The sequence below is a fragment of the Streptomyces sp. NPDC036813 genome (assembly GCF_055609245.1).
Genome location: NZ_JBVJPV010000004.1, coordinates 15,341 through 34,066, shown reverse-complemented (window position 1 = coordinate 34,066; position 18,726 = coordinate 15,341). Strand labels below are relative to the sequence as shown.

Sequence of the window (18,726 nt, the reverse complement as noted above, 5' to 3'; positions counted from 1 at the left end):
CCGTGGTGTCCCAGGAACCCGAGATGGAGATCGTTCATCTGCTGCGCGCGGTGGCGGTCGAGCTGGGGCTGCACAGTGCCCGCTTCGCCCAGCGCAACGGCATGCACCCGACCGACGTGCGGGCCCTGATCGCGCTGATGGACGCCCGGCGGGCGGGCGAGGAGATGACGGCCGGTCGCCTCGGCGCCGAGCTGGGGCTGAACTCGGCCGGGACGACGGCCCTCATCGACCGCTTGGAGCGGGCCGGGCACGCACGCCGCGCGCGGGGCCGGCTGGACCGGCGGACGGTGGTCGTCGAGGTGGACGAGCGGGCCGTACGGCTCGGCCAGGACTTCTTCGGACCGCTCATCGGCCGAACGGTCGAGCTGCTCGCACACTACGACGACCGTGAACGGGCGGCGATCCGGGACTTCCTGGCCGGGGTGCGGGAGGCGGCGGCCGACGGCTCCTGAGCCAGGGGGCTGCAGGCCCACGCTGCGGCAGCTCAACCGCATCGCATACGAGTTCGGGCGTGGTAGGCGCCCGTCACGCCCCTCCTCACAGTCGCCCGCCCGGCGACGTGAGACGCGCCACACCACCCCCAGGTAACACGGGGTTCACATTCGAGCAATGGACGGGAAATCGCCTGTTGGCAGGCTGCCGACATCCACCGCGGCGCCCAGTGCCGCAGCGCCGCAGCACCCGCAGTGCGCCAGACCCACGTTAAGGATGTGGCCCCGATGACCTTCAAGGCTGAGTACATCTGGATCGACGGCACCGAGCCGACGGCCAAGCTCCGTTCCAAGACGAAGATCATCACGGGCGCCCCCGCCGGCCTGGAGGCGCTGCCGCTCTGGGGCTTCGACGGGTCCTCCACCAACCAGGCCGAGGGCCACTCCTCGGACTGCGTCCTGCGGCCGGTCTTCAGCTGCCCGGACCCGATCCGTGGCGGCGACGACATCCTGGTGCTGTGCGAGGTCCTGGACACGGACATGACCCCGCACCCGAGCAACACGCGTGCCCTGCTCGCCGGGGTCGAGGAGCGGTTCGCCGCACAGGAGCCGATCTTCGGCATCGAGCAGGAGTACACGTTCTTCAAGGACGGCTACCCGCTGGGCTTCCCCAAGGGCGGCTTCCCGGCCCCGCAGGGCGGCTACTACTGCGGCGTCGGCTCCGACGAGATCTTCGGCCGTGACGTCGTCGAGGCGCACCTGGACAACTGCCTGAAGGCGGGCCTCGGCATCTCCGGCATCAACGCCGAGGTCATGCCGGGCCAGTGGGAGTTCCAGGTCGGCCCGCTCGCCCCGCTGGAGGTCTCCGACCAGATGTGGGTGGCCCGCTGGCTGCTGTACCGCACCGCCGAGGACTTCGGCATCGCCGCCACCCTCGACCCCAAGCCGGTCAAGGGCGACTGGAACGGCGCGGGCGCGCACACCAACTTCTCCACCAAGGCGATGCGCGAGGGCTACGACGCGATCATCACCGCGTGCGAGTCGCTCGGCGAGGGCTCCAAGCCGCTCGACCACGTCAAGAACTACGGCGCCGGCATCGACGCCCGGCTGACCGGCCTGCACGAGACCGCCCCGTGGGACAAGTACTCCTACGGCGTCTCCGACCGCGGCGCCTCGGTCCGCATCCCGTGGCAGGTCGAGAAGGACGGCAAGGGCTACATCGAGGACCGCCGCCCCAACGCCAACGTCGACCCGTACGTCGTGACGCGGCTGATCGTCGACACCTGCTGCTCGGCGCTGGAGAAGGCCGGCCAGGTCTGATCCCCCGCTGATCCACCCCCCTTTTTTCGCGCGAGGGGCGTCCACCGTCGAGGTGGACGCCCCTCGCGCTGTCAGTGGGGCATGTCATCGTGAGGACATGGAGATCGACGGGGGCAGGGGGAGCAATGGGGGCACGGGAATCGTCGGGGGCGCGGGGATGAACGGGGCTCTGGCCGTCAAGGCCGAGACGGAGTACGGGGACACCCATCTGCGGCCGACCGCGGACGTGCTGCGGGCTCTGGTGCACCGCATCGGCGAGGCGGGCGACCGCTGGATCGTCGTGCAGCGGGTACCGGACCTGCCGCTGGTGTTCGCGCAGGTGTGGCACGAGGAAGGCGGGGACTGGCGGCTGGAACACCGGCGCGGGGAGGACGAGTTCCTCGGCGCGGAGCTGACGGACCCGGAGCGGGTGGCCCGGCTGCTGGCCGGCTGGGCGCGCCAGGAGCCCGGCTGGGACGCGGGCGTGGAGTGGGAGCCGGTCGAGCTGCCGCCGAGCGAGGAGGTCCCGCCGCTCGACGCGCAGGTCGCGGCCGAGGCCGGGGAGCATGTGCGGGCGATGCTCACCGACGGGTATCTGGGCATCCAGCGCCTCGTGGAGGAGACCGTCCACCTCATGGAGGACGCCGTCTCCACCGCCCAGGCACGCGAGCTGGTCGAACGGCTGTGGCTGGAGCGGGTGTCGGAGCAGGAGAGCTGGGACGGCCCGACCGACCCGGACCGTCTCACGGAGGCGTTCGCCGCGCTGGAGCGGGCCGGCGTCATCGCCCGGGAGGACTTCACCTGCTGCCGCAGATGCGGCATGGAGGAGATCGGCGGTGAGGTGAGGGACCCGGAGCTGACGCGGGGCTTCGTGTTCTTCCACCACCAGGCGACCCGCGCCGCCGCCGAGGGGCACGGACTGACGTTGCACTACGGCGGGTTCGACGGCTCCGAGGAGACCACGGCGGCCGTCGGGCGCGAGGTCGTCACGGCGCTGGAGGAGGCGGGGTCGTCCACACAGTGGGACGGCGACCCGGGCCGTTCGGTCACCGTCATACCCCTGGACTGGCGCAAACGCCTGGTCGGATGAGGGGCTCCGGGGCGGCTTCGGTGCGGATGAGTGTCCACTCGGTGTCCACACAGTGAGAGGAGGGCTCCTGTTAACGGCTCACGTCTGCTTCAATAAGTCCATGGCCAGCTTCCAGAAGTACTCCGCGACAGGTCGCCAGGACCTCGAGCCCTTCTGGCCTTCCCGTCAGCACCACGACTTCGACCGGGTGTGTTGCCGCGCGACGAACGCGCCGGCCCTCTAAAGCCGTAACCCCGGCCTTCGGCCGGCGCGACAAGCCGTACGTCCCCCGACGCGACGCGACCACGAGTCGCCGCCGTCGACCTGTCCGACGAACGACGAACTTCTCGCGCGAAAGAGCTGACCTCTCATGGCGACCACTCGTTCCCTCAGCACCGCCACCCTGCCCGCCCCTGCCCCCGCCCCGGCCGCCCGCCACCGGCTGCGCGCCGTCGACCGGGACGAGGTGGTCGACGTTGCGGACTTCCTGCCGCCCGGTGCCACCTGGCTGCCGGCCCCGCAGCACGCCCTGCCCGCACTGCCCGGCCGGCCGCCGATGGTCGGCTACCTGGTGCTCGTCCCGGCCGACCAGCAGCCGCCGTTCCTGCCGGTGGCCGTGCCGGACCAGCCGGAGCCGGACGCGCTCGGCCCGGCCCTCGAAGAGCCGCTCGTGCGGATCGACGCCGTGCAGCGCACCGCCTGGGTCGGCGGACGCCAACTCGACCTGACCTACCTGGAGTTCGAGCTGCTCGCCCATCTGGTGGCCAACCCGCACCGGGTGCACACCCGCGACCAGCTGGTCACCACGGTGTGGGGATACGGCCACGTGGGCGACGGCCGCACCGTCGACGTCCACGTCGCCCGCCTGCGCCGCAAGCTGGGCGCCGAGCACCGCAAGGCGATCCAGACGGTGCGCCGCGTCGGCTACAAGTACGCGCCGCCGGCCGGCCGCTGACACCTCTGCCGCGAGCAGAACACGGTTCCGTCCCACGCCCGGCTCCGGCACAGTCGTCGGCATGAGACTTCTGGTGCTGGGCGGTACGGAGTTCGTGGGGCGGGCCGTGGTCGAGGCGGCCCTCGACCACGGCTGGGAGGTGACCGTCTTCCACCGGGGGCGGCACGCGGCCCCGGAAGGGGTGCGGTCGCTGCACGGCGACCGCACCGCCCCCGACGGCCTCGCGGCCCTGGCCGGCACGGACGAGCACTGGGACGCCGTCGTCGACACCTGGTCGGCGGCGCCCCGCGCGGTCCGGGACACGGCACGGCTGCTGCGGGAGCGCGCCGGACGGCATGTGTACGTCTCGAGCTGCTCGGTGTACACCTGGCCGCGCCCCGCCGGGTACGGCGAGGACGCGCCGCTCGTCGAGGGCGCCGCCCCCGACGCCGACCACACCGACTACGGGCGCGACAAACGCGGCGGGGAGCTGGCGGCCGTCGCGGAGTTCGGCGCGGACCGCTCGCTGCTGCTGCGGGCGGGGCTCATCCTCGGGCCGTACGAGAACGTCGGCCGGCTGCCCTGGTGGCTGAACCGGATCGCGCGCGGCGGCCCCGTGCTCGCGCCCGGCCCCCGGGAGCTGCCGCTGCAGTTCATCGACGCCCGCGACCTCGCCCGGTGGACGCTCGGGGCGGTGGAGCAGGAACTGAGCGGGCCGTACAACCTGATCAGCCCCTCGGGACACGCCACCATGGGCGCGTTGCTGGAGTCCTGTGTGCAAGCCACCTCGGGCCCGGCCGACCTGCGCTGGACCGACCCGCGGACGATCCTCGACGCGGGCATCGAGCCGTGGGTGCAGCTGCCCGTGTGGGTGCCGCCGGACAGTGACCTGCACGACGCGCTGCACCGCGCGGACGTCTCCCGGGCCCTCGCCACGGGCCTGCGCTGCCGTCCCGTCGAGGAGACCGTCGCCGACACCTGGCGCTGGCTGCGCGACCTCGGCGGCGCGGCACCGATGCGTGCGGACCGCACGGCCAAGGGGCTCGACCCGGAGGCCGAGGCGAAGGTGCTCGGCATCGACGAGGGTGTATCCGGCACCACCCCCTGACGGGGTCCCCGGCCCCGTGCGGACACCCGTCGCGCCCGGCGGGACTGTTCCGCGCGACGAGCGACGAACGACGACGGCGAGCCGGCGTTCCCGGACCACCGTCGCCGACCTGCAACTCCACTGAATCCTCACGGGCTTTGAACACCACTGGAGCCGCTTGCGTATCCAAGGGCGCCGCTTCACCCCTCGGGCGCCTCGCTGCCGCCCCGGAAGCCCGCACGGAAGTCAGAGGAGTTCCATGGCACGCAACACACGAAAACGCCGCTCGTCCATGGCCGGCAAGGCCATAGCCGCATCGGCGGCCCTAGCGCTCGGCGGGGGCGGGCTGATCTGGGCGAACTTCTACGCGTCGGCCCACGAGTCGCACGACTCCTGGGGCAACCGCACCAAGGCGGCGGCCGCGCAGGTGGCGACGATCTCCTGCCCGGACGTCGGTCAGCAGCTCACGGACGTGCCGGGTCAGGCACGCACGGAGGTGGACGGTGAACTGGCGAACCTGGACCGCCAGATCACCGACGCCTACCAGCGGCTGGCGACGACGCGCGACGCGCAGACCCGCGACGCGAGCTTCGTGCAGAACTCCATCCTCCAGCCGCTGAAGGACCGGCGGGCGGCGATCATCGACCGCATCCAGCTGGAGATCAACCGGGTCGGCGGCAACGCCCCCGGCCGCCTGGACGACCTCGCCGCCTGCACGGCCAGCCCCGCCGACCAGCCGCAGACGACCGGCGGCCAGAACAACGGCGGCCAGATGGACGGCGGCCAGCAACAGGGCGGCCAGAACAACGGTGGCCAGCAACAGGGCGGCCAGAACAACGGTGGCCAGAACAACGGTCAGCAGGGTGGCCAGAACAGCGGCGGCCAGGCCGGCAACGGCCCCTCCGCCGCCGACTTCGTCGACATCACCAAGGTCCAGCCGAACGTCCCCGCCAAGCCCCGCAGGATGCGCAACGCCTCCGTCGGCACCTTCACCACCCGGTGCGGGGTGAACGCCAACGGCAATCACAACACCGACAACGTGATCGTGGCCCCGGGCGTCAAGAACGGCGCGCACCACCTGCACGACTACGTCGGCAACCAGTCGAACGACGCCTTCGCCAACAACGGCACCTTCGCCGCGGCCGAGACCACCTGCCAGAACCAGCAGGACAAGTCGTCGTACTACTGGCCGGTGCTGCGGGTGCAGGACGGCACGCAGGACTTCGACCAGAACAACGACGGCGGCGGCAAGGAGGGCAACGTCGGCAAGATCCTGCTCGCCAGGCAGGCGCAGATCAAGTTCGTCGGCAACCCGGTCGGCAAGGTCGTCGCGATGCCGCAGTTCCTGCGGATCATCACCGGTGACGCCAAGGCCTTCACCAACGGGCCCGGCAACGCCAACGCGCACTGGAGCTGCACCGGCTTCGAGAACAAGGTCCAGCTCACCGACAAGTACCCGATCTGCCCCGCCGGCAGCAGTGTGGTGCGCAGTTTCGCCTTCCAGTCCTGCTGGGACGGCCAGAACATCGACAGCGCCAACCACCGCACCCACGTCGCGTTCGCCGACGCGAGCGGCCGCTGCAAGAACGGCTTCAAGGCGATCCCGCAGCTGACCATGCGCCTGGTGTACGACGTGCCGGCGCCGGTGATCAGCAACGGCCAGGTGAAGAACGCCTACGCGGTCGACGGCTTCCCGGAGCAGCTGCACAAGGCGATCACGGACCACGACGACTTCATCAACGTGATGAACGGCAATCTCAACAGCAAGATCGCGAACTGCATCAACCAGGGGCAGAAATGCCAGTGACCCCCTGACCCCCCACATGCGAAAGCCGGCGGTGCCACTCCCCCACCGCCGGCTTTCGTATGCCGCGCACCCGATCAGTGGTGACCGGAGTGCCCTCCCCCGTGCTGCTTGCCCTGCTCGATGGTGCCGCCCAGCGTGGAGCGCAGCGCGCCGACCACCCCGTCGTCGCCGACGGCGACCCACTTGCGGCCGACGAGGTAGTGACCGCCGTAGTCCTTCGCCTCGTTGATCCACTCCCGCTGCCCGCGGTCGGTGGCGAAGGTGGCCAGCACGAACTTCCCGGCAGTGGTGGTGCAGATGGCCTGGCGGATCTCGTCGGCGTCGGTCTGCATGTCCGGCCGGCACTTCGCCTCGGCGGCCAGGTGCTCCAGACTGCCGGTGGCCGTCGGCGGTACGGCGTCGTCGTGGCCGCCGCCGGCGCCGCAGCCCGCGACCGCCAGCGCGGCCAGGGCGCCGGTCACGGCGAGCAACGGTCGGGTCAGCCTCATGTGTTTCCTCCGGGGTCCGGGGGTGCGGGACGCCTGTCGATACGGCTGCCGCGGGCCTCGCGCTCAATCCTTTCGCCCGCTGTCACCGATCCGTACCCCTGTGCGAGAGTGGGCCGGTGAACCAGGACTGGGAAGACCGGATGACCGCGGCCTGGGCCGCCTTGGACGACTACCCCGAGGAGCGGGCCGCCGAGTTCCGTGCCCGGATCGACGCGCTCGTCGCCGAGCTGCCCGAGGACAGCCCGGTGGGCCCCTTCGAGCGGGCCTGCGCCTTCGACTCGACGGGCCACTCCGACAGGGCCGTTCCGCTGTACCGGGAGGCGCTGGCGCGCGGCCTGGACGGGTACCGGGGCCGGCGGGCGAAGATCCAGCTGTCCTCTTCCCTGCGCAACATCGGGCAGCCGGAGGAGGGCGTCAAGCTGCTGACGCCCGAACTGGACGCTCCCTCGGACGAGTTGGACGACGCGGTACGCGCCACGCTCGCGCTGTGCCTGTCCGGCCTCGGGCGCGACCGCGAGGGGCTGTCGCTGGTGCTGGGCGCCCTGGCCCCCCATCTGCCGCGCTACCAGCGGTCGATGGCGAACTACGCCCGTCTGCTCGTGGAGCCCGAGGACTGAGTCACCCGGGCGGCGGTGACCATCCACCGATTCGCTCGTTCTGCTGAACGTGCAGTCACAGGATGTCGCCCCGCGCCCCTCATCGTCCCCCGCCGGCCCGGTCGTCGACGTCGAGCAGGCCGAGGCCGCGCTCGTCGAGCACTACCCGCGGCTGGTGCGGCTCGCCTATCTGGTGCTGCCTCCGGGCCTCGGCCGCGGCCGGCGCGTCCTGACCGCCCACGCCCTCACCCAGCGCGCCCTGCCTCGCGGCAAGGCCGCCACCGCCGCCGTCCCGGCCCAGTCCACGGGGCGCGACGGCGACCCGGGGTACGCCTTCGTACGCCGGCAGGTGCTGCGCGCGGCGCTGGAGGCGGGGCTGCCGTCCGGGCGCTTCGGCCGGCTCAGGCGGCCCCAGCTGCCGCCGCTGCTGCCGCAGGTGTGGGGACTGCGCCTGTTCCCGCGCTCGGGCGGCGCCGACGAACTCGCCCTTGACCAGCGGCTGTCCGCGCTGCCCGCCCCGGCGCGTGCCGTCTACGCGCTGCGCGGCCTGGAGCAGCTGTCCGACGACGAGGTGCGCCGCGTCCTGACGGCGGCCGGGGTCAAGGACGTGGGCGCGGCGCTGCGTGAGGCCGACGACGTGCCCGCGCGGTACGGGCTGCTGACCTCACCCGAGTTCGATCCGTGCTCGCTGCAGGCCCGGCCGACCGATCTGATGCGCCGGCGCCAGCACACGAGGGCCGCGCTCGCCGCCGCCGCGGCCCTCGCCGTGTGCGGCGCGCTGGTGGCGCTGCCCGGCGGCGGCTGGGGACCGGACGGCGCGGCCGCCCCGGCATACGCGCAGAACCCGGCCGCCGAGGCCGCCCTCGACCCGGGCCGGCTGGTGAAGGCCACGCCGAGTGCGTGGAAGACGGCGTCGCGCACCGACTTCTCACTGTGGCCGGCGCGCGGCGACCTCACCGGTGACACGTCCCTGCTGCGCCGCGCCCTCGCCGTGTGGGCCCGCCCCGGTGAGACGGTTCGTGTCTCGGCGACGCCCGGCACGGCCTCCGGCGGCCCGGCCGGCCCGCCGCAGCTGCTGTACGCGGGCACCGTCGACAACGCGCACGTGGTGATCCTCTACGACGGGTTGCGCATCGCCCGCTATGCCGAGCCGAAGGACGGCACGCAGGGCGCGGCGCTGGACTTCGCCCGCGCGGACGGCGCGAGCGGCACCGGGGCGGCCGCGGTGGTGCTGGGCCGGGCCGACGGCAACGTCCGCTATCTGACCGCCCCGTGGGTGACGAAGACGGCCGAGCGGGACCTGATGAAGCCGGCCGCCGACGCGAGGGACCTGGCCCTGACCGACGGGGTCACCTCGCCGATGGCCAGCCCGGCGACGAGGACCGGCCCGTGCACGTCGTGGAACGCCCTGCAGGTCACCGACGACAGCGGCACGCATGTCCTGACCGACCTCGGTGAACTCATGCCCGCCCGCCTCACCGCGGGCCACCCCGGCAAGGAGCGCGAGGTGTCCGGCGCCGAGAGCCTTCGTGCGTGGGCGCCGTACGCCTGCTCGCTGGGCGCTGTGCGCTCGCAGGGCGTCAGCTCCGTGAACGCGTGGCAGTACGCCGAGCAGAAGCTGCCGGGCGGGGGCGGCACCGCCGACTGGGTGTGCACGCGGGCGGAGACCTGGCGGGGCGGCGGGGCGCGGGTGCTGGCGCAGTTCCACACCCCGGGCGGCACCTACGGGGCGGTCGCGGCGAAGGCCGAGGACGTGCCGGCGTGCGGTCCGCGCGATCCGCAGGTGCTCGCCGGGGTGCTGTGGAAGTCGCAGGGCGGTACCTGGTACCTGCTCGCCGCGGGCGGCAAGGACACGGCGTCGATCAGCACCACGGGCGGTCTGCGCACGAGCGCGGACGGCCACGTCCTCGCGGCGCGCGGCAAGCAGGGCCTGCAGGCGGAGCTGAAGGGCACCCTGAACGACGGCCGGGAGATCGGCGGGCTGCACTAGGTCACGCGACGTGCGGCAGCCGGACGGCCACACGGGCTGCTGACAGTGACGTCAACAAGGTCGCGCAGGAGGGGTTCCCCCTCGGCCTACCCATCAGTACATTGACGCCATGTCTAACAAGCAGGCCGCTCGGGTCCCCCAGCCGGTCGAGGCGGAGCGGATAGCGCTCAAGGCCCGCAAGGTGTCCTTCTCCTGGGAGCACACGCCGCTGCACTGGGTGCCCGGGGATCCGTTCACCACGCACACCATCAATGTGCTGCATCTGCTGCTGCCGGCCGGGGAGCGGTGGTTCGTGCACGTCTACAAGCAGGTGCTGCCCTACATCCGGGACGAGCGGCTGCGTGAGGACGTCATCGGGTTCATCGGGCAGGAGGCGATGCACTCCCAGGCCCACGACGAGGTCCTGCCGCACCTGCGCGAGCAGGGGCTCGACCCGACGCCGTACACCGCGCAGGTCGACTGGTTCTTCGAGAAGCTGCTCGGCGACCGGACACTGCCGCCGGGCCGGGCACGCCGCTGGTGGCTGATGGAGCGGGTCGCGCTGATCGCGGCGATCGAGCACTACACCGCCTTCCTCGGCGACTGGGTGCTGGGCGCCGAGGAACTGGACCGGCGCGGCGCCGACCCGACGATGCTGGACCTGCTGCGCTGGCACGGCGCCGAGGAGGTCGAGCACCGCTCGGTCGCCTTCGACCTGTTCCTGCACGTCGACGGCAGCTACCGGCGGCGGGCGCGGACCTGGGCGACCGCGTTCACGGCACTGGTGTTCCTGTGGCAGCGCGGGGTGCGGTTCTTCATGGAGAACGACCCGACCCTGCTGGACGCCAGGCCCAGCCTGCGTGATCTGTACACGCGGGGCCGGCAGGGCCTGCTGCCGTCGACCGGCGACATGCTCAGGTCCATCCCGCGCTATCTCAGCCGCACCTACCACCCCTCCCAGGAGGGCTGCACCGAGCAGGCCGTCGCCTACCTCGCCTCCTCCCCGGCAGCCCGCGCGGCAGAGAAGAGGACCGCCTGATGCCGAAACTGCGCACTGTCGTGGTCGTCGCCGGGGCCGCGCTGCTCGCCCGGCGGGCGCTGCGCCGCCGAGTCCAGGCCTCGCCGCTGTGGCCGATGCCCGCACTGGAGACGCCGATCAGCGGGCAGCCCCGGTCGCGGGCGCTGACGCTGCTGGTGACCGGGCGCGAGGAAATCGCCGACGGGGTCGTCCAACTCCGCCTGGAGGGACACGACCTGCCGCGCTGGGAGCCCGGCGCGCATCTGGACCTGGTGCTGCCGTCGGGCCTGGTGCGGCAGTACTCGCTGTGCGGCGACCCCGAGGACACCTCCTCCTACACGGTGGCCACACGGCTGGTGGAGGACGGGCGGGGCGGCTCACGCGAGGTGCACGAGCAGGTGCGCGAGGGCATGGAGCTGGAGGTCCGCGGCCCGCGCAACCGGTTCCCGCTGACGGGGGCACCGCGGCACGTCTTCGTCGCCGGCGGCATCGGCATCACCCCGATCATGCCGATGCTGCGCGCGCTCACCGCCGAGGACGCCGACTGGCGGTTGCTGTACGGCGGCCGCAGCCGGGCCTCGATGCCGTTCCTGGAGGAGCTCGGGAAGCTGGGCGGTGACCGGGTCACCGTCGTCGCCGAGGACGAGGCCGGACTGCCGGACCTCGACGCGTGGCTCGGTGAACTGCCCGAGGACACGGCCGTGTACTGCTGCGGGCCCGAGGGGCTGATGGCGGCGGTGGAGCAGCGGGTGCCGCACGTCCACATGGAACGGTTCACACCGAAGTCGGCGTCCGGCGCCGCCTTCGAGGTCGAACTGCGCCGCAGCGGGCGGGTGGTGACCGTGTCCGAGGACACCACCGTGCTGGCCGCCGTGCGCGCCGAACTCCCCGACACCGCCTACTCCTGCGAGCAGGGTTTCTGCGGCACCTGCCAGCAGCGGGTCCTGGAGGGCGAGGTGGACCACCGCGACGAGCTGCTGACGGACGCGGAGCGCGACGACTCCATGCTGATCTGTGTCTCCCGCGCCCGCGGCGAACGGCTGGTGCTCGACATGTGAACCTCCGTGGCCGATCGGGTCCGTGGGCGGCCGGATCCGATCGGTAAGGTGTTCGCATGACTACCGGGGTACGCCGCCGCATGGGCGTCGAGGAGCGACGGCAGCAGCTGATCGGCGTCGCCCTCGAGCTGTTCAGCCGCCGCTCGCCCGACGAGGTCTCCATCGACGAGATAGCGTCGGCCGCGGGCATCTCACGCCCGCTCGTCTACCACTACTTCCCCGGCAAACTCAGCCTGTACGAGGCCGCGTTGAAGCGTGCCTCGGACGAACTGGCGGCCCGTTTCGTGGAGCCGCGCGAGGGGCCGCTGGGCGCCCGGCTGCTGCGGGTGATGTCCCGCTTCTTCGACTTCGTCGACGACCACGGCCCCGGCTTCTCCGCGCTGATGCGCGGCGGCCCGGCCGTGGGCTCGTCGACGACCAACGCGCTCATCGACTCCGTACGGCAGGCCGCCTATGTCCAGATCCTTTCGCACCTGGGCGTCGAGGAACCGCCGGCCCGTCTGGAGCTGGTGATCCGCTCCTGGATCTCGCTCGCCGAGTCCACCGCACTGATCTGGCTGGACGGCCGGCGCATCCCGCGCGCGGAGCTGGAGGCGCAGCTGGTGCACGACTTCGCCGCGCTCCTCGCGGTGAGCGCGGCCTACGACGAGGAGATGGGCGCGCTGCTGCGCCGGGTGATCAAGGACGAGCCGGGCGACGGGCCCTTCGCGGACCTGGTCACCCGGCTCATCTCGCTCGCCGCCCAGACAGCGAGCCCGACCGACGTCGCGCTCGCCTAGACAGCGAGCCCGACCGACCGCGCTCGCTCAGGCGTCGTACTTCCGGTAGGACGCGTCGAGGTCGCGGACCTCCGCGGAGGCGTGCAGCGCGAGGCCGTCGGTGGGCTTCACGTGCTGCCGCAGCAGCTCCAGCACCTGCTCGGCCAGCCGCGCCTTGGTCTCCTCGGTGCGGCCGGCCAGCAGGCCGATCGTGACGTGCACGATGGCGTGGCCCTCGGTGTCCGGGCCGACGACGGTGTCCTCCGTCCGGCGGAACTGCGTCTTGCACGCCGGCGGCTTCGCGGCCGCGATCTCGACCGTGGCCTCGTGCACGGCCCGGGCGAAACCGGGCCGGTCGAAGGCGTCGGCGAGGCGCTCGGAGTAGTCGACGGTGATCTGCGGCATGGGCACTCCTGTTCTACGGCGGTCGCGGTCAGCCTAGTGACGGAAGACCGCGACCGTCCGCTCAGTCCACGTGCCGGAAGACCGCGACCGTCCGGGGCGGAACGGCGAAGGTGCCGGTCGCCGCCTGGTAGGACGCGCCCTTGACCACGGGATCGGCCCCCGCCGCCTGCACCGGGTGCAGCCCGTACGCCGTCCCGGCGAGGCCGGCGATCCGCTGCTCCTGCCGCTCGGGCGTCGCGTTGAACACGACGACCAGATCACCGAGGCGCATGGTGATCACTCCGGGCGTCTCGTCCTTCCCGGACAGCGGGAAGGAGAGCCGGGACTGCACCTGCGCGGCGGTCGCGAGGGAGAAGTCCGGCTCGGTCGTCCGGATCTTCAGCAGGTCCCGGTACGCGGCGGACGCGCCGTCGATCTGCGGGCAGCCGACCGTGATCGTCCCCAGCAGCGGCTTGGCGTACGGCCATTTGGAGGCGTTGTCGGCCGCCGGCGGCAGTCCGCGGCCGAAGCCGTTGCCGTCGGCGCAGTTCCAGTGGATCGCGTTGAACCAGTCGCCGCTGTCGAAGGAGTTGCGGTCGAGCGACTTCGAGCGCAGCAGGTCGGTGCCGGCCTGGGAGAGCGCCGGGCCCTGCGAGAGGGTGGCCGTGGCCATCGCCAGGACCTGCGTCCGGGCCCGGTCGGCGGCGCTCGTCGAGACGGGCAGCTTGTAGGCGAGGGCGTCGAAGAGGGCCTCGTTGTCGTGCGCGTCGACATAGGCGAGGGCGTCGCCCGGGTCGGCCGCGTACCCGGCGGGAGCGCCGTTGTAGTCGATCTCGGCGCCGGTGACCTCCTTGCCGACCGAGTCCGTGAAGTGGTACTTCGCCAGGTTCCCGGACAGGCCGACCTTGATCAGGTCCTGGTCGTGCAGGAGGCGGGCCTTCTGCTCGGCCGGGGTGCCGTTGGCCGTGGAGGAGTTCGGGTCGGTGTACAGCCCGCTGGCGAAACCCTGGACGCCGGGGTCGGCGTCGAAGGGGCTGCCGCCGCGCACGGCGTCACGGGCGCGGTCGGAGAAGGTGGCGATGCCGGTGCCGGCCATGTTGGCCTGCGTGGCCTGCACGAAACGGGCGTCGTTCGCGACCTCGCCAAAGTTCCAGCCCTCGCCGTACAGGATGATCTTCTTGCCGTCGACGCCGTCCTTGGCGACGGTCAGCGCGTCCAGCGCCTTGCGGACTGCCAGGATGTTGGCCTTCGGGTGGTGGCCCATGAGGTCGAAGCGGAACCCGTCGACCTTGTACTCCTTGGCCCAGGTGACGATCGAGTCGACGACCAGCTTGCCCATCATGGCGTTCTCGGGCGCGGTGCCCGCGCAGCAGGTGCTGGTCGCCACCGAGCCGTCGGCCATGAGCCGCTGGTAGTAGCCGGGCACGACCTTGTCCAGCACCGAGGTGTCCGCCTGCCCGGCTGCCGCCGTGTGGTTGTAGACGACGTCCATGACGACGCGCAGCCCGTCCCGGTTGAGCGACTGGACCATCTCACGGAACTGCACCGTGCGGGCCGTGCCCTCCGGGTCGGTGGCGTAGGAGCCCTCCGGGACCGTGTAGTGGTACGGGTCGTATCCCCAGTTGTAGGCGTCCTTCGCCGCGCTCTTCGTCACGCACTCCTGCTGCCGGTCGGAGTCGGCCGGAAGGGCGGCCAGGTCGCAGTCCGGGGTGGCCTGGTCGGCCTTCTTCTCGGGGATCGTCGCGATGTCGAACGCGGGCAGCAGGTGCACGTAGGAGGTGCCGGCCCGGGCCAGCTCCCGCAGGTGCTTCGAGCCGTCGCTGCCGGTGTCGGCGAAGGCCCGGTAGGTGCCGCGGTCCTGGGCGGGGACGGTCGGGTCCTCGGCCGAGAAGTCCCGGATGTGCAGCTCCTGGATCTGCGCGTCCCGCAGCGGCACGGCCTTCGGCTTGGCCGACGTGGACCAGCCCTTGGGCGCGAGGGCCCTGTCGTCGAGGTCGACGACCAGGCTGCGCGCGGAGTCGGCGGTCAGGGCGAGGGAGTACGGGTCGGTGACCTGGTTGGTGACGACCTTGCGGACGCTGGGCGCCCACACCTTCACGACGTACCGGTACGGCTTGTTCTTCCAGGAGGCCGGGCCGGTGACGGACCAGACGCCGGTCGCGGCGTCGCGGTGCATGGCCTTGAGCGAGCCGTCCAGCTCCAGCGACACGCTCTGCGCCGTCGGCGCCCACACGGCGAGGGTCGGCTTCCCGGCACGGAACGTCGGGCCGAGGTGGGCCTTGGCCGCGCCCGGGTACAGGTCGTCCAGGACGCCGGCGATCTGCACGCCGGTCGCGGCCAGTACGGCACCGTTGGCCGCACGCTGCGAGACGACGAGCTGGCCCTGGAGCGCCGCACGCACCCGGTCGCGGTCGCGCGGGTCGACGGACCAGGCGGTGTAGTCCTTCAGGTGCGGGAACCTCGCCTTCTGCGCGTCGGTCAGCGTGCTCCTGGACAGCCGGATCCAGCGCTCGTCATCGCTGGTCAGGGCACCGTCCTTGACGGTGATCGAGCCGTCGCGGGAGTACAGCAGCTGGGTGGACGCGGCGGCCTCGGAGCCGTTGAAGGCGACGGTGTCCCGGTCGATCCAGACCGCCTTGGAGGTGGCGAGGTCGAGCGCGGCGGAGGAGCCCTGCGGCTGCGGCAGCAGGTACTTCTCCTGCCCGGCGAGCAGCCACACCTCGTGCCCGTTGCTCTTCAGGTCCAGGGACTGGTCGGTGGGCAGGTCCTTGTCGTCGCCCTTGTGGAGGATGTAGCTGAGACTGGTCGCACCGGCCGCGAGCGGCACCTCGTAGACGGCCCCGTAGGCGTCCGTGCGCACCGGCTGCAGCGGCTTGGTCCAGTCGGTGGGGTTCGCGGCGCCCGTCCAGACGTGCAGACCCCAGCCGTCGTAGGCACCGTCGGCCCGGTGGTAGTGGATGACCGCCTTGGTGGTGTCCTGCGCCGGGTAGGCGGGCCGCTGCGTCGACACGTCGGTCTTGCCCTGCTCGATCCACACCTCGCCGGTCTTGGTGACGTCGATCGAGCGGTCGGAGGAGACGTCCTTGTTGCCGTCCTTGTCGATGACCAGGAAGCCGACGTTCGAGGCGCCCGGCTTCAACTTGACGTAGGCGAAGGCCCCGTAGGCGTCGCGGCCGTTGAAGGGGTGGCTGGCCGGCCAGTTCGTCGCCTCGCCGTCGGCGAGGTCGCCCCAGGCGTACAGGCCCCAGTTCGTGTAGTCGCCGTCGGCACGCTTGTAGTGCACGACCGCGTAGTCGCGCGAGGAGGCGGTGGGCACCTCGGGTGCGGGCGGGGTGCCGGTGGTGCTGCTCGCCGTGGCGCTCGCGGTGTGCCCGGCGGAGTCGACCACGACGGCCTTGTAGCGCAGGGCGGTGCCGGCCGGGACGTCCTTGCCGAGGGTGTGGGTGACCTTGTAGGGCGCGTGGTCGGCGGAGCCGAGGATCTGCCACTTGGCGTCGCCGACCTGGGCGGCGAAGACGACGCGGTCGAGGGCGCCGCCGTTCACGTCGGCGGTGAGGTCCACCATGCCCGTGGCGCCGGGCGCGGGAGCCGTGAGGGTGAGGGACGGCTTGGCGGCGGGGGCGGCGAGCTTGCCGGCCGCCTTGTAGACGACGGCGGATCCGGCCGGGACGGTGAGGCTGAGCTTGCGGTCCCCGTCCGTGGTGAGCGTGCCGTCGGCGCCGTGGATGCCCCGGTACGTCATGTCCGCGGACCCGGTGGCGAAGGTCGCGGTCTGCGCGGAGCCGGCGTTGTTGAACGCGACGACGTACTCCTGGCCGGTGCGGGCGTCGGTACGGGTGAAGGCGTAGATGCCGGGCCCGTCGGCCGCGTACCGCTCCTGCTGCACGCCGTCGGTCAGCGCAGGGTTGGCCCTGCGGAGCTGGGCGAGGGCGCTGATCTGCCGGTAGAGCGGTGCGGAGGTGTCGTAGGCGTCGCTCGCGTGGGTGCGGTCGGTGCCGATCTCGTCGTCGTCGAGGTAGTCGGCGACCTTCGAGGCGAACATGGTCTGGCGGGCGTCCTTGTCGCCGCCGGAGCCCGTGAAGCCCTGCTCGTCGCCGTAGTAGACGACCGGGTTGCCGCGGGAGAGGAACATCAGCTCGTTGGCGAGCTTGTCCTTGGCGAGGAGTTCGGCGTCGGGTGCCTTGGGGTTGTCCTGCTTCAGGAACGACCCGATGCGGCCCATGTCGTGGTTGCCGAGGAAGGTGACCTGCTCGTAGGCGTTGGCCTTGTCGGTGGTGTACCGGTAGTCGTCGGCGAAGACCTTCGCGAGCTTCTGCGCGCTGCCGCCCTGCGAGGCGTAGGTGCGGGCCGCGTCCTGGAAGGGGAAGTCGAGGGTCGCGTCCAGCCGGCCCTGGGTGACGTACGGCGAGGTGACGGACGTGTCGGCGGAGTACACCTCGCCGAACATGAAGAAGTTCCTACGGCCGTGTGCGGCGGCGTACTTGTCGAGCGCCGTCGCCCACTGGGTCCAGAACTCCATGTTCACGTGCTTGACGGTGTCGATGCGGAAGCCGTCGACGGCGAAGTCCTTCACCCACCGCTCGTAGATCTTCTCCATGCCGCGCACGACCTCGGGACGTTCGGTCCACAGGTCGTCCAGGCCGGAGAAGTCGCCGTAGGTGGTGGACTCGCCGGCATAGGTCGAGTCGCCGCGGTTGTGGTACATCGTCGGGTCGTTGAGCCAGGCCGGGACCTTGGCCGGGCTGGTGACCTTCGGGGTGCGCGGGAAGGAGGCGGCGTCCACGGCGGGGAAGGCCCGCTTGCCGTCGGCGTAGTCGGCGTCGTCGAAGGGGCGGCCGTCCTTGGTGAGGTACGGGAAGGCGCCCTTGGAGAGGTAGTCGTAGGACGCGGGCTCGTAGTCGACGAGGTCCGCGGTGTGGTTGGTGATGACGTCGAAGAAGACCTTCATGCCCTTGGCGTGGGCCCGGGCGATGAGTTTCCTGAGGTCGTCGTTGGTGCCGAAGTGCGGGTCGACCTGGGTGAAGTCGGTGATCCAGTAACCGTGGTAGCCGGCCGAGGCTCCCCCAGTGCTTGACGCCTGGGAGGTACCCCCAGCGCCGGTGCCCTGCACGGGCCGGTTCTTGAAGATGGGCGCCATCCAGATGGCGGTGGTGCCCAGGCCCTTGATGTAGTCGAGGCGCTGGGTCAGGCCCTTGAGGTCACCGCCCTGGTAGAAGCCCTTGTCGGTGGGGTCGTAGCCGGTGGCCAGGCGTGAACCGGTCAGTCCGCCCTGGTCGTTGGTCCGGTCGCCGTTGGCGAAGCGGTCCGGCATGACGAAGTAGAACTGCTCGCGGGTGGCGTCGTGCCGGGCGGGCTGCGCGGCGAGCGCCGCGTCGGAGGGCGGCGGGGGCGGGGGGTCGGCGTGGGCGGCAAGCGGCTGCACCAGCGCGGCCGCGAGGGCGGCTGCGGTGACGGCTGCGGCTCGTCTGCTCCGTGCACTGCGGCGCGTCCCGGGCGCCGGCCATCTCGGTATCACAGGCGGAGACTCCTTGTGCTTACGGCTCGTTCGGGTCCGACCCCGGCGTCTTGGCGCGGGCTGCGCTGCGTGCGCCCGCGGGGACCGTATCGCCGACGAAAGACTTACAGCAAGAGGTCTGAAACGCCCAGCAAGAATTTTCACCGGGGGCCGCGCTGACGTTGCGGAGTACGCCGGATGGGGGAATCGTGGCTGGTGTGGCGCAGTCCGTGTGCGAACCCCTCTGGATCCACCATGACCAGAACCACCCCGCGACACATCCTCCCCCTGGCCGGCGCATCCGCCGTGGTCACAGCGATGGCGCTGACCATGG

General features: G+C 71.8%; 14 protein-coding genes. 11 read left to right on the top strand and 3 right to left on the bottom strand.

Going from position 1 to position 18,726, the window contains the following annotated elements:
* Positions 1 to 23 precede the first annotated feature (23 nt).
* The 6 genes from ACZ67Q_RS10180 (at position 24) to ACZ67Q_RS10155 (ending at position 6,627) form a co-directional block, all read left to right on the top strand.
* The gene (locus ACZ67Q_RS10180) at positions 24 to 452 is read left to right on the top strand and encodes a MarR family transcriptional regulator (protein WP_471179048.1); all 429 of its coding nucleotides are present in this window, start codon (positions 24 to 26) and stop codon (positions 450 to 452) included.
* Positions 453 to 719: 267 nt separating this feature from the next.
* A complete protein-coding gene (gene glnII / locus ACZ67Q_RS10175) occupies positions 720 to 1,751 on the top strand; it encodes a glutamine synthetase (protein WP_471179046.1) in 1,032 nt (343 codons plus the stop codon).
* Positions 1,752 to 1,848: 97 nt separating this feature from the next.
* On the top strand, positions 1,849 to 2,820 hold the full coding sequence (locus tag ACZ67Q_RS10170; RefSeq protein ID WP_471179044.1) for a DUF6891 domain-containing protein: 972 nt from the start codon (positions 1,849 to 1,851) through the stop codon (positions 2,818 to 2,820).
* A 349-nt stretch (positions 2,821 to 3,169) separates the two neighbouring features.
* Complete coding sequence (locus ACZ67Q_RS10165) at positions 3,170 to 3,754, top strand: winged helix-turn-helix domain-containing protein (protein ID WP_471179041.1); 585 nt, start codon at positions 3,170 to 3,172, stop codon at positions 3,752 to 3,754.
* 61 nt (positions 3,755 to 3,815) lie between these two features.
* The gene (locus ACZ67Q_RS10160) at positions 3,816 to 4,841 is read left to right on the top strand and encodes an SDR family oxidoreductase (RefSeq protein WP_471179038.1); all 1,026 of its coding nucleotides are present in this window, start codon (positions 3,816 to 3,818) and stop codon (positions 4,839 to 4,841) included.
* Positions 4,842 to 5,079: 238 nt separating this feature from the next.
* Positions 5,080 to 6,627, top strand: coding sequence for a DUF1996 domain-containing protein (locus ACZ67Q_RS10155; protein ID WP_471179035.1), 1,548 nt, complete (start codon positions 5,080 to 5,082; stop codon positions 6,625 to 6,627).
* Between the two features lie 74 nt (positions 6,628 to 6,701).
* Here the strand turns inward: ACZ67Q_RS10155 and ACZ67Q_RS10150 are convergent, their stop codons facing one another.
* Positions 6,702 to 7,115 (bottom strand): hypothetical protein, encoded by a 414-nt coding sequence (locus ACZ67Q_RS10150; RefSeq protein WP_471179032.1) that lies wholly within the window; start codon positions 7,113 to 7,115, stop codon positions 6,702 to 6,704.
* Positions 7,116 to 7,255: 140 nt separating this feature from the next.
* Between ACZ67Q_RS10150 and ACZ67Q_RS10145 the strand changes: the two genes are divergently transcribed.
* The 5 genes from ACZ67Q_RS10145 to ACZ67Q_RS10125 all read left to right on the top strand — a co-directional run bounded on the left by ACZ67Q_RS10145 (position 7,256) and on the right by ACZ67Q_RS10125 (position 12,535).
* Complete coding sequence (locus ACZ67Q_RS10145; protein WP_471180081.1) at positions 7,256 to 7,732, top strand: tetratricopeptide repeat protein; 477 nt, start codon at positions 7,256 to 7,258, stop codon at positions 7,730 to 7,732.
* Positions 7,733 to 7,781: 49 nt separating this feature from the next.
* The gene (locus tag ACZ67Q_RS10140) at positions 7,782 to 9,701 is read left to right on the top strand and encodes a hypothetical protein (protein ID WP_471179029.1); all 1,920 of its coding nucleotides are present in this window, start codon (positions 7,782 to 7,784) and stop codon (positions 9,699 to 9,701) included.
* A gap of 109 nt (positions 9,702 to 9,810) precedes the next feature.
* Positions 9,811 to 10,719 carry a metal-dependent hydrolase gene (locus ACZ67Q_RS10135; RefSeq protein WP_471179027.1) on the top strand — a complete coding sequence of 303 codons (909 nt, stop codon included), beginning with the start codon at positions 9,811 to 9,813 and terminating at the stop codon, positions 10,717 to 10,719.
* Entirely contained in the window at positions 10,719 to 11,756 is a 1,038-nt protein-coding gene (locus ACZ67Q_RS10130) for a PDR/VanB family oxidoreductase (protein ID WP_471179025.1), read from the top strand. The genes ACZ67Q_RS10135 and ACZ67Q_RS10130 overlap by 1 nt, the downstream gene beginning before the upstream one ends.
* 56 nt (positions 11,757 to 11,812) lie before the next feature.
* The gene (locus ACZ67Q_RS10125) at positions 11,813 to 12,535 is read left to right on the top strand and encodes a TetR/AcrR family transcriptional regulator (protein WP_471179023.1); all 723 of its coding nucleotides are present in this window, start codon (positions 11,813 to 11,815) and stop codon (positions 12,533 to 12,535) included.
* A gap of 27 nt (positions 12,536 to 12,562) precedes the next feature.
* Here ACZ67Q_RS10125 and ACZ67Q_RS10120 read toward each other — a convergent pair whose 3' ends face one another.
* Together ACZ67Q_RS10120 and pulA are read right to left on the bottom strand one after the other, a co-directional pair.
* On the bottom strand, positions 12,563 to 12,919 hold the full coding sequence (locus ACZ67Q_RS10120) for a 5-carboxymethyl-2-hydroxymuconate Delta-isomerase (RefSeq protein ID WP_471179020.1): 357 nt from the start codon (positions 12,917 to 12,919) through the stop codon (positions 12,563 to 12,565).
* Positions 12,920 to 12,980: 61 nt separating this feature from the next.
* Complete coding sequence (pulA, locus tag ACZ67Q_RS10115; protein ID WP_471179017.1) at positions 12,981 to 18,413, bottom strand: pullulanase-type alpha-1,6-glucosidase; 5,433 nt, start codon at positions 18,411 to 18,413, stop codon at positions 12,981 to 12,983.
* Between the last annotated feature and the right edge of the window lie 313 nt (positions 18,414 to 18,726).

Excerpts from the sequence above, each read along its gene's own strand:
- ACZ67Q_RS10180 (WP_471179048.1), top strand. The coding sequence starts at position 24 with ATGGAGATCGTTCATCTGCTGCGCGCGGTGGCGGTCGAGCTGGGGCTG.
- glnII (WP_471179046.1), top strand. The coding sequence starts at position 720 with ATGACCTTCAAGGCTGAGTACATCTGGATCGACGGCACCGAGCCGACG.
- ACZ67Q_RS10170 (WP_471179044.1), top strand. The coding sequence starts at position 1,849 with ATGGAGATCGACGGGGGCAGGGGGAGCAATGGGGGCACGGGAATCGTC.
- ACZ67Q_RS10165 (WP_471179041.1), top strand. The coding sequence starts at position 3,170 with ATGGCGACCACTCGTTCCCTCAGCACCGCCACCCTGCCCGCCCCTGCC.
- ACZ67Q_RS10160 (WP_471179038.1), top strand. The coding sequence starts at position 3,816 with ATGAGACTTCTGGTGCTGGGCGGTACGGAGTTCGTGGGGCGGGCCGTG.
- ACZ67Q_RS10155 (WP_471179035.1), top strand. The coding sequence starts at position 5,080 with ATGGCACGCAACACACGAAAACGCCGCTCGTCCATGGCCGGCAAGGCC.
- ACZ67Q_RS10150 (WP_471179032.1), bottom strand. The coding sequence starts at position 7,115 with ATGAGGCTGACCCGACCGTTGCTCGCCGTGACCGGCGCCCTGGCCGCG.
- ACZ67Q_RS10145 (WP_471180081.1), top strand. The coding sequence starts at position 7,256 with ATGACCGCGGCCTGGGCCGCCTTGGACGACTACCCCGAGGAGCGGGCC.
- ACZ67Q_RS10135 (WP_471179027.1), top strand. The coding sequence starts at position 9,811 with ATGTCTAACAAGCAGGCCGCTCGGGTCCCCCAGCCGGTCGAGGCGGAG.
- ACZ67Q_RS10130 (WP_471179025.1), top strand. The coding sequence starts at position 10,719 with ATGCCGAAACTGCGCACTGTCGTGGTCGTCGCCGGGGCCGCGCTGCTC.
- ACZ67Q_RS10125 (WP_471179023.1), top strand. The coding sequence starts at position 11,813 with ATGACTACCGGGGTACGCCGCCGCATGGGCGTCGAGGAGCGACGGCAG.
- ACZ67Q_RS10120 (WP_471179020.1), bottom strand. The coding sequence starts at position 12,919 with ATGCCGCAGATCACCGTCGACTACTCCGAGCGCCTCGCCGACGCCTTC.